The following is a 10,385-nucleotide window of genomic DNA, read 5'->3' on the forward strand; positions in this document are numbered from 1 at the left end:
ATTTCGACAGTCTCAGCCTGTTACGGGAAAAGGGAAGATACATTCTCCCCTTTTCCTGTCTGTCACCCTATGTTCTATTTGTTCACAGCCTCAGCAACTTCCCCGGTAATCTCCGTGCCTCCCTGGGCATGCCATTCTTCTGCAAATGTATCGAATTCATCCACCGGGATGGTCCCCAGGATGATTTTCAGGAACGTTTCATCCTCGATTTTCTTTAAATTCGACCATTTTTTCTGCATACTCTCCGTCTGGCCATAGAGCAGGCTATAGCCTTCATCACACCCGATTTCGTATCCCTTGTCAATGGCTCCGACCCCCACTAGCGTGGAGTAAATCCGGCCAAAATTGCCATCTTTGCTCACATTCCATGTCTCAATACCCAAATCGTCATACGGCTCCAGCTTAAAATCTTTTACAGTGTTGATATCAATCTCCATTTTCGTATGTTCTGACACATCGTATTCCGGAACGGTGCCTGTCTCTAAATATTTGAAGAGAATCTGAGCATCACTTTCCGCAGGCTTCGCCGTATTGATCACGAGACGGCCCGGAATATAACCGCTTAAGATTCCCATTCCGTCTAATTTATTGCCCACTTCAGGAACCAGAAGCTGATTGTTGATCATAAAAATAATTTCCGGATGCTCATAACCTTTGCGCACCACATAAAAGCTATCGGAAGGATTGGGCATGTGAGGCGCCCATCTCCCCTCATCTGTCAGCGGATATGGGTATGCCAGCCACTCTGCCCCCGGATCAACGGCCAGCGCATCTGCCAGGTTATAGCCTACCCACCACGGACCGAAGAACATTCCCGCCTGGCCTGATTTCCAGGCTTCATCCGCATCCTTTCTCATACCGAGTTCCTGATCCAAAGTTCCCTCCCGGTACATTTCGGCCAGAACAGACAATGCCTCTTTCGTCTCTGGTGTCAGGGAGCCGTAAACCACCTCTCCCTCATTGTCCTTCACCCAATATCCCGGAAGCGCGCCGCACCCCTGGAAAATACCGTCGAGACCGCACATGGTTCCGCTGGACTGCTGAAAATTTGCGTACAACAGATTGCTGGAGGACGGCCCTAAAAGGCCTACGGTATTGGCGCCGCCCATGTTATTTTCGATAAACGCCTTCGCCACACTGCGCAGCTCTTCTATATTCTTCGGTGCCTCAAGATTTAGCTTGTCCAGCCAATCCTGGCGAATCCAGAGAAGATCATACCCATCCTTAAACGACTTTACATTAGGAAGCGCCATGATTTTATCGTCATATGTAACCGCCTCAAGCGACTTTCCCCCCGTGGAATTAATGGCATTTTTCATGGTCTCGCCTGCATATTTCTCATAATACGGAGTCAGATCCTCGATCATTTCGGCCTTGATCAGCATTTCCAGCTGTGCCGCGTTTACCGAGATGATATCCGGCAGCTCACCGCTGGAGATCGCCAGATTCAGTTTTTCGTTATAATCCTCTCCGCTCCCCGACTGCCACAGCACCTCAACATCAATATTCAGGTTTTCTTTGAAGTAGTCAAAAAATGCGTTTTTAGTAGCCGACTGTCCCTCCGGAAATGTATCCGATGGATTTACCACCTGGGCGATCTTCAGCTTAACCGGTTCCTGATAGATTCCAAGTGGATCTGGCTCCCCATTCTCATTTACCGGCAAATTGTCTGACTGAACCGTACCGGATGGCGCAGTATTTTCTGTCTTCTCCCCCTGTTTTCCGCAGCCTGCCAAAATAGCTGCGGAAAGCGCCGCCGTTGTCAATGCCATACAAATTAATTTTTTTCTCACTTTTTTCCCTCCTGGTTTGTTTTTCTTTACTCTGATTATAATGGTTTTATGATAAAACAGGAACCGCGTAATGTTTTAGAAAGGTAGTCTTTTGTTTTTCCCTCTGCACGCGCATCCAACAATTTTCCACCTCTGTATAACAAATTTTCTCTAAGCATAGAGTAGTTTCACCTCATACACTGGTCTTACGGCTGCACTGATCAGGCTTGCTACCGTTTCATCCACTTCCTCTGTCCGGGCTGCCATTGCAGATTGTGCATTAACTCTCGCGCCCTTTTTAAGAGGTGTAATGTAGATGGTAAGCGGCTGTTTTTCCAAACGGTCCACAAAATTTTTCAGCCCCAGTTCCCATATGGCTCCATTATTAAAATTGTCATGAATCATCTCACCATCGATAAACGCCTGACCGATGTCTCCTTCGTACTGAATCTGTAAAAGTCCTTCTTTTAACCCTTTCATGTTATCAGTTGGAATGTTGATCACATATCTTGATGGGCCGGTCTGCTTTACCGATACGTCAATTTCCTTCTTCTCTACCGAAATCTGATAAATTCCCCACATACCCTTATCCGTTTTCCTGCGTATCACCTGGCTGCTCTCCTTAAACGCATCGCAGGGATACACAGAAACCAGAGTCTCCTCTTCCATCGTTTCCAGCCGTATTTCGTCCTTGTCACCTAGTACAGCCGCGTCCGTCATGACAAATATTCTTCTGCCGCCTCTCTCCAACTGGTATAAGTCCCCCATTTTATTCCGTGGAATGGTATAAATGCTGCAGCATTTGTCCTCCCTGGCAACGGAATACACTCTGCCGTATCCATGATTGCTTTCCGTCACCACCGTCCCCTCCTCAAAGACAAACCCCTCTTCCATTCCATCCGGTACCATAAACAGATAGCAAACTGTTCCACCTTCAGTCCATCTGGTCACCGGCTGGGCCAGCGCATATTTCAGCAGAATTCCATTTAAGTCCATATTGAATGGAAGAATGCAGTTTTCATCGGGAGCCAGTGATACGGGTCCCACCTCAATTGTCTCGCCGGACAACTCAAGGACAATTGTCTCATCCTTTTTGAGCCGGGTCTGCGCATGGTCCTGAAAATTATTGATAAACAAAAAGCCCCTGTCGTCCTTCATCCTGACCGCATAGCGAAGTGTTTTCTGATCCAATGGGCTTATCTTCCTTGCCCCTTCCGGAAGATACGTAGACGTCGCACACAGCTCCTTTGAGAATTCGTTTGCAAAGCTGTGCAGAGGCTTCAGCCTCTTATAGGACTCCCTCAACTGTCCAAACTCTCCGACCGCTGCCTGATAGTCGTAAGAAAGCTTTGGCGCCTGTCCCTCATTTAAAAATTCAGGACCATTTCCTTTCGGATTTGTACCGCCCCTGAACACATAATAGCCCAGAAAATTACACCCCGATGCCATCTTGATATTCGCCATGGCATCAACGCTCTTATATGCAAACTGAAAACGGCAGTAGTAGGTACTGAGCATCCCGCCTCCCATTTCACAGCAGGCATACGGTCTGTTTTCCGGAGAATAATGGGGTTTAAACTCTCCGCATTCTCTTAAATCGTTATTATGGTAATCCGCATAAATATATTCATCTGTCGCCGGATGTTCGCCTTGATATACAGGATATATCCACGGACGGTAGGAGTATCCTCCCCACAGCGGCATCATCTCCTCTGGTGTCACCGCCCCGCCCCAGGCGGTACACGTGTAAAACGGAGCCACGATCCCCTCTTCTCTGGCTATATCGCGGAGCCGGTACATATAATCCTCTCCGCTGTGTCCGGGTGAAATCCATTCATTGGTCACGCCTGCGGTCATCTCCCAGGGAGCCGCCGAATGCTGGTATTCGTTATCAATCTGGACGCCTATGACGGGGCCGCCCTCCTGATAGAAAAGCCCGGACAACTGCTCCGCCAGCTTCCGGTACAGACGCCTTGTGCAGCTTAAAAATCCCTCATTATTCTCACGGACTTCAAAAGGTTTTCCATAGAGCCAGTCCGGCAGACCGCCATTTCGCACCTCTCCGTGCACAAAGGGACCGATTCGGACTATAACATAAAATCCCTTTTCCTGGCAGAGCGTTACAAATCTTCTCAAATTCCTTCTGCCCTCAAAACAGAACTCGCCTTCCTTTTCTTCGTGATGGTTCCAGAACGTGTACGTAGCTATGATATTAATTCCGCATAGCCTCATCTTCTCCAGCTCATCCTCCCAGCACTCTTCCCTGCATCTGGAAAAATGGAATTCACCGCTAATCCCAAACATCGGTCTCCCGTTTTTGCGCAGGTAATAATTAGTAAAATCGACAGATTCCCCAGCTGGAGACTTCCCTGAAAAATTCTCACCCAGTGGATAAATGTCTTTCTTTTTACTTTCGCTTAAATTCAGATAATACATAATTTCTCCTTTTCCGATTATTTTAGTAAATCTCTAATTATTAAGTATAGAATTGTTTCGGATGAATTAACACAGACATCAGCTTTTAAAACGGGTGATTTTGTCTGCATTTTTTTAATCCGTTAAACAAAATTACTCTTTTTAAAAACATTCATCCCATTCTGTATCTGTCTGTTTTATCTTTTTCTTCTGTATACACCTCAAAAGAAAGGCCCTAAGAGCAAAATTTCCTTTCTCTTGATCCTTTGATGCACCCTTTCTATCACACCTGGCTGATCTTACGGTGCTGGGAATACGATTTTCTACTAAACATAACGGCGACTTTTCGCACGGTGCGCTCTTTGATGTTTTCAACAAATTACAGGAACATATTTTTATTGGCGATACCATCACCTCTGACCAGTATGACGATATTACCGAAAAAAACATTTATCATTATGTTTGGAGAGATCGGGATAAACGAGAATTTATACCTTTCTTCTAGCAATATTTAATTGGTTGGTTATCGGGGTGATAACCTACTAATTACCTTTCTTTATCCATTTCCTATGCTTGATATTGATGATTACACTCCAGTATCGACATATGCTTTAACAATCTACACAAAAAAGGGCCAAGCAAAATATCTGCACCTGTTCTTTTTCTAAACTTTCACATTTTTTAGTTATCACTCCAATAATCAATAAATCACCTATCACCAACCCCTATCATATCATCACCTTTATAATCACTCTCCTTCAATCAACATATATTAATGTTTTTACATAATCACCAACAAAAAAAGACCAAGCGAAATATTTCCACCTGATCTTCTTCAAAAATTTTATTTTTATGGTTATCACCCCAGTACCCAGCCAGTTAAAATCTGTCCTGTTTCCATAAATTACCTTCTATTTTCTCCGTTCCCCAACCATACTCAGTTAAAAATCCCTTCCCAACACCCCAAAACCAGCCCCTCTTCCGCCTGATATCTATTAAAAGCCATTTTCCTGTCCTAAAAACACACCTCATTTTCGCCCGAATTTCGGCCGTTTTTCCCTCCGAAACCACTATATCTTGTGGTTTTTCTCTATTTCCCCTCTTCATCCACAAGTGACATCCGACAGCACACTTCGACATTTGTTGTGGGGATAATAATGATGGCAGAAAGGTATGTTTTCCCCTTGGCGTAAACACTATTACACCCGTTTCTGTCCATGGCCTCTATAGACATTTTTCAAGCCACCTATAACAATACTAAGATTATACTACAAATTCCAAAATTTTGATATGCTAATACATTCACGAATAATATTAAGAAATGCCTAAAAAGAAATGTTATCGTTGGTAAAAAAACTGCCAACAATAAAGCCCTCGAGTTTTAGTCTCTCAAGAGCTTTATTCTTAACACTGTATTTTTCACTCCAAATATTGAATAGCAAGCGCAATTAAAGACAGGCAACGGTTAAAAAAATAATCGTAATAGCGGATGTCTGTAATATCTGTTCGATCCGTTTCATGATGACGAATTCGGAAGCTATTTCCAATATCTGTAAGTGCCTTAAATTCCGTATCAAATAGCTTTACAAAATCTTCTTGTCCGCCCGCCATGTCATTAATAATTCTCTCCACTGATTTCTTCTTATCCAAACCAGTATAATATGTTTTCAAGCGTTCCAATACACCCCAAATTTTTTCAACCGCATCCTTATGAGATTGTGAACTTGGCTGCATATGTTTCTCTACTGCTATATCAAACAATTCTCTTAAACCAGGTTCTTTTATTTGTTCAGTCATTGATATGAGTTCTGAAGTCAACACCTCATGATCTGGCAATTGCTCAATAAGCCCTCTATCGATAAGGCGAAAAGATACATTGTCTTTCTGCAACGATGCATTAATTTCTTCTTGAAATCCACATTTTTCACCTTCAGATAATTCATCATACTGAAATTCTATTACATCAAAAATAAACGGTGTAAAATAATTTGCAAATATTTCTTCCTCAGAAGATAAAGAGAACATTGCGCTTTTTAAATCAATGACAGGAGTATCCATAAATTCATTTAGTCTGTTAATTGCAACATCTAATGCATCTGTTTTTTCTGTCCAATTATGATATCGGTTGGGTTGATACTGTATAGGCTCTCTGAAATTCTGCATAATTCTACAGATATGCTTTTTAGCCCTATAATCAATATTATTGCTAATATTATCAACTGCTTCTCCATGGCCATAATCAATAAGGTCTTTATATCGCTCTGAAAATAAATTATCTGGTAATAACGGTTTATCCGGCACGCTATATTCTCTAGCTTTATAAATATCACGACCAGAAATATGATGTGCCGGATATAATTCATAGCCATCTACTCGAAGCAACTCATTAAATTTATCTAAATACTGTTTCCAAGGCGATTTTTCTCTCCGTACCGCCGGATGAACCATCTCACATATAAATCGCAGTAAAGGTTCATCTCCATCTTTTTGTTGCAGCTTGAATCGCTCATCTTGAAAAAACCAGCATTCCTCTTCATAATCGTCCCATCTAAGATGGCAACTAATATCATCAAGAGCATTTTTATAACGACTATCATGAGATGGTAATTCCTTTAGATTGTATACTCTTGAAAGGAAATCAATTTCATCAAGACGTCCATAGTACGGCATTTTTATAGTACGCTCTGTAACATACTCGTCAGACTTATCATCATATTCTTCTTCATCGAGTATTACTGTAAACCCCTCTCTGATAATATCTATAATATCTTGTCTTGTTACCTCAGATATTTTATTCATATTTTTAGTCATTCCTTTCGCTTCGCTCAGGCACGAACAAGTCATGAAAAGTCTTGTCCCCCTCCTCTTTTAGTTTTAAAATGTTATTATGGAATAGCAATACACTACAGAGCATGGGAGGAGGAGTGGCGAAGTTTATTCGGCCCCGTATATTTATATGTGCCGTCATCCTTACAAGCACAAACAAGTGGGACTTTGAACCCGGACTCTTATCACGGGTAATAAACCATGTTTATTTAGTCGTAAGATGACAGTCAATGTTGCTATTCCTATCTTTAGTTAAGGTGGTGATACTTATGATGAGGCTCATCTCCCCCATCTGCTGTGGACTTGATATCCATAAAAATGTTATCGTTGCAACCATCGTTACTACTAATAGTTCTGGAATATCGAGTGTGTGAAGAAAAGTCTGCAGGAAAGATTTATGATATCTTGGAGTGTCTCCGATTTCATCATCTCAATCACCCTCATGTCAATCCCATTACAAAAAATATTTTTTGTTTAAAGCGACTTTAAAACTATTATTTGTCCAAAGCCGCTTTGTTATCGTCATAATATTCTTACACCAAGACTCTTTCAAAAAACAGTATAGTAAGCACTTGACTAAATAGTAAAATCGTTGTTTTTACTAGAATTTTTCTTAGACTTTTTTTAATGCTGTCGTACCATTGATTACTTCTAATAAATTGTTTTCCATCTGTTTTTTAATTTCAATTATAGACCTCCCATATTGTACAGCTAAAAACTCTATCACATCCATATCCCATGGCATATACAACATTCCATTCTTTTCAGTAAACGGTGCATCTGTTTCTGGCAATATTTTATTTAATGGCATTTGCATGATTATATCTCTTCCTGCTTTTGAATAACACATTTTAGGATTTATACTAAACCAACAACCTAACGATAAAGCCTTTTGAAGTTCTTTTATATTTCCGGTAAACCAATGCATTATAGGCACATTCTTATCTAAAGTTTTTTCTATACATTCTAATACATCTTTAACTGCACATCTTGAATGTATACTGATTATTCTTCCATGGTGCTTCTCAGCTTCACTTAATGCACCATAGAAAAAGGTTTTTTGTACAGAATATGAATGCCTATTTCTGCTAGTACCATCTATACCTACTTCTCCAATATATCTGGACTTTGAAATTTGTTCCATAAATAGATCAATTTCATTCCTTCTATCTGCCACTAATTCCGGATGAAATCCTAACGCAACTCTCACATTATCTGTATTATTAAAATACTGGGATGTTTTTAGATAGGCGCGCGGACTTGTCGTAACCGCTAACACCTTTACATTTCTTTGCTTGACTTCATCAAATACTGCTAACGGATTCTTGTATAAATCCAAATGACAATGGAAATCTATCATATAACACTATGCTCCCTTAACAATGCTCCTATTTCTAGCACCCCACGTTCAATAACACCTAAATATAAATTTCGTTCTTCTCCTTTTGCAAAAGACAACATACCTTTCACAAGACTTTCAATGCCATTTTTTTTCAATTGAACAACAGCCAATGCTGCAGCTGCTACATCTTTTGAATACGAACATTGTAAATTTTCTTTAAAATACCCGCCTTCTGTAACATCACACAAATTATTTTTCAAAAAAGCTGCTCTCCTTACTAAACAAGGAACACAGACCCCACAGTGCTGTAATTTCCGTTGATATTTTCCACAACTTGTCGAACCAAAAATAAGTTTTTTCATCAAATCCTGATTCTTACAATCCATCAAAACTTCACCTTTTGTTTTATATTTGTATGGTAATACAAAATCAATATTTATTCCCACATCATTCCAAATTTCCTGCATTGCTTTCATATATACAGGATGGGTTGTTTTTGTACTAAGACTACCTGTTCTAAGTGGATCTAATGGCATATTCAAACTAATATATCCATTTTCAGGTACGAATAATTCTTTCCTGCCTTGAGCATTGCAATCAATGCCACAAGATGCCAATAATGCAAAAGCAAAAAAGACCATTGATCTTGCTCTGGTCGAAATTTCCGATTCTCCTTTTTTCTTTATATTATTGCTCCATTGGCACAAATTATTTATTCCAAACTGCATGGCATATTCTCTTTGATGTTCAGCATCTCCCCTAACTGTTTGAGATACAAATAAAGGATTTCTTCCTTCTTCATGCAAATCAATTGCTCCCACTAAACTGTCCATACCTCCTGACAACAAACAAATACAATCCTGCTGCCTTAAATCATATTTTTTCTGCGGAACCAGCGATTCTGGTAAAGCATTTATATTTAAATTATATATGTCTTTTTGACTATCTTTTTATATCTTCTTAAATGTCCGCAAAGCCTTATTTTATCGGCTCTACGGGCATTTTACTTTTGTGGTAAACCTCACATATCTAGGTCTATCTTCTTATATTTCCGCTATCAAACGTGGTTAAAATCGTGGTAAATACTTCTTATGCAATTAGACGCTGAACCTCTGATTTTGCAGTATCTATGGACGCATGAGCGTACCAGTTCATTGTGATACTGATGTTTGAGTGCCCCATGATATACTGTAAATCTTTTGGGTTCATGTTCTTGCTTGCCAACCTTGTGCAGAACGTATGTCGTAGCGTATGCGGTGTGATATGTGGCAAAGGATTGTCCTTGTGGTGTTTGTTGTATTTCTTTACCATACGGACAAATAAGGCATTATAATCAATGGCAACTTTCGGCTTGCCTTTGTGATTGACAAATAAGAAGTTGCTCCGTCCGTCTATCACAAATGGTTCTGCCTTTGGGCGTTTCTTCATAACCCGTTGAAATGCCTGTATTGTTTCTCTGCTTAATGGCACTTGCCTTATTCCGCTCTTTGTTTTAGGCGTTTCAATATAATAGCCTTGTTCCTTGCTCTTTAGTAACTGGTGGTCGATAATCACAACTTCATTCTTGAAATCAATATCGGCTACTGTCAGTCCGCACAGTTCCGAGATACGAAGTCCTGTTTTTAACAGTATCAGCACATCATCATAATACTTGTGATACACATTGTCCGTCTTGATGAATGAGAGTAAGGCTTGTTCCTGTTCCTCTGTCAATGCGACTTTCTCTTTGGTATCATTTTCTAGGACTTCACTTAACTTGAAATCAAAAGGGTTTTTCCTTACACAATCGTCTTGTATGGCGATATAGAATGACGCTTTTAACGAGCGTTTATGGTTGTTAATGGTGTTATAGGAAAAGCCTTTGTCTTTCATGCGTAACGCCCATTCCTTAGCGTCAGAGGGTTTTATCGTATCAATGCTCCTAGCACCTAACTTATCCTCTTTCAATAACCGCATGAGTTGTTCCCGTTGTTTCATTGTGCTTTTCTTCACATTTGCCCTCTGTGCGTTCTGTTTGGCATAGAGTTGGC

7 protein-coding genes are annotated in these 10,385 nt (G+C 40.6%); all 7 read right to left on the reverse strand.

What is annotated here, in order from left to right:
• Positions 1 to 74: 74 nt before the first annotated feature.
• On the reverse strand, positions 75 to 1,793 hold the full coding sequence (locus ACLTD4_RS22150; RefSeq protein ID WP_117622758.1) for an extracellular solute-binding protein: 1,719 nt from the start codon (positions 1,791 to 1,793) through the stop codon (positions 75 to 77).
• Between the two features lie 150 nt (positions 1,794 to 1,943).
• Positions 1,944 to 4,208 (reverse strand): beta-galactosidase, encoded by a 2,265-nt coding sequence (locus ACLTD4_RS22155; protein ID WP_117622759.1) that lies wholly within the window; start codon positions 4,206 to 4,208, stop codon positions 1,944 to 1,946.
• Between the two features lie 858 nt (positions 4,209 to 5,066).
• Complete coding sequence (locus ACLTD4_RS22160; protein ID WP_055655870.1) at positions 5,067 to 5,294, reverse strand: hypothetical protein; 228 nt, start codon at positions 5,292 to 5,294, stop codon at positions 5,067 to 5,069.
• 312 nt (positions 5,295 to 5,606) lie between these two features.
• Positions 5,607 to 7,031: a hypothetical protein gene (locus tag ACLTD4_RS22165; RefSeq protein ID WP_048931262.1), complete on the reverse strand. Its 1,425-nt coding sequence runs from the start codon at positions 7,029 to 7,031 to the stop codon at positions 5,607 to 5,609.
• Positions 7,032 to 7,626: 595 nt separating this feature from the next.
• The gene (gene qatD / locus ACLTD4_RS22170; RefSeq protein WP_048931263.1) at positions 7,627 to 8,373 is read right to left on the reverse strand and encodes a Qat anti-phage system TatD family nuclease QatD; all 747 of its coding nucleotides are present in this window, start codon (positions 8,371 to 8,373) and stop codon (positions 7,627 to 7,629) included.
• Positions 8,370 to 9,188: a hypothetical protein gene (locus ACLTD4_RS22175; protein WP_412331569.1), complete on the reverse strand. Its 819-nt coding sequence runs from the start codon at positions 9,186 to 9,188 to the stop codon at positions 8,370 to 8,372. Before ACLTD4_RS22175 ends, qatD begins: the two co-directional genes overlap by 4 nt.
• Positions 9,189 to 9,444: 256 nt before the next feature.
• Positions 9,445 to 10,385: tyrosine-type recombinase/integrase (locus tag ACLTD4_RS22180; protein ID WP_412331570.1), on the reverse strand; the 941-nt coding region annotated here is incomplete at its 5' end.

The sequence above is a fragment of the Hungatella sp. genome, from assembly GCF_046966825.1.

Excerpts from the sequence above, each read along its gene's own strand:
- ACLTD4_RS22175 (WP_412331569.1), bottom strand. The coding sequence starts at position 9,188 with ATGGACAGTTTAGTGGGAGCAATTGATTTGCATGAAGAAGGAAGAAAT.
- ACLTD4_RS22165 (WP_048931262.1), bottom strand. The coding sequence starts at position 7,031 with ATGACTTGTTCGTGCCTGAGCGAAGCGAAAGGAATGACTAAAAATATG.
- ACLTD4_RS22160 (WP_055655870.1), bottom strand. The coding sequence starts at position 5,294 with ATGAAGAGGGGAAATAGAGAAAAACCACAAGATATAGTGGTTTCGGAG.
- ACLTD4_RS22155 (WP_117622759.1), bottom strand. The coding sequence starts at position 4,208 with ATGTATTATCTGAATTTAAGCGAAAGTAAAAAGAAAGACATTTATCCA.
- qatD (WP_048931263.1), bottom strand. The coding sequence starts at position 8,373 with ATGATAGATTTCCATTGTCATTTGGATTTATACAAGAATCCGTTAGCA.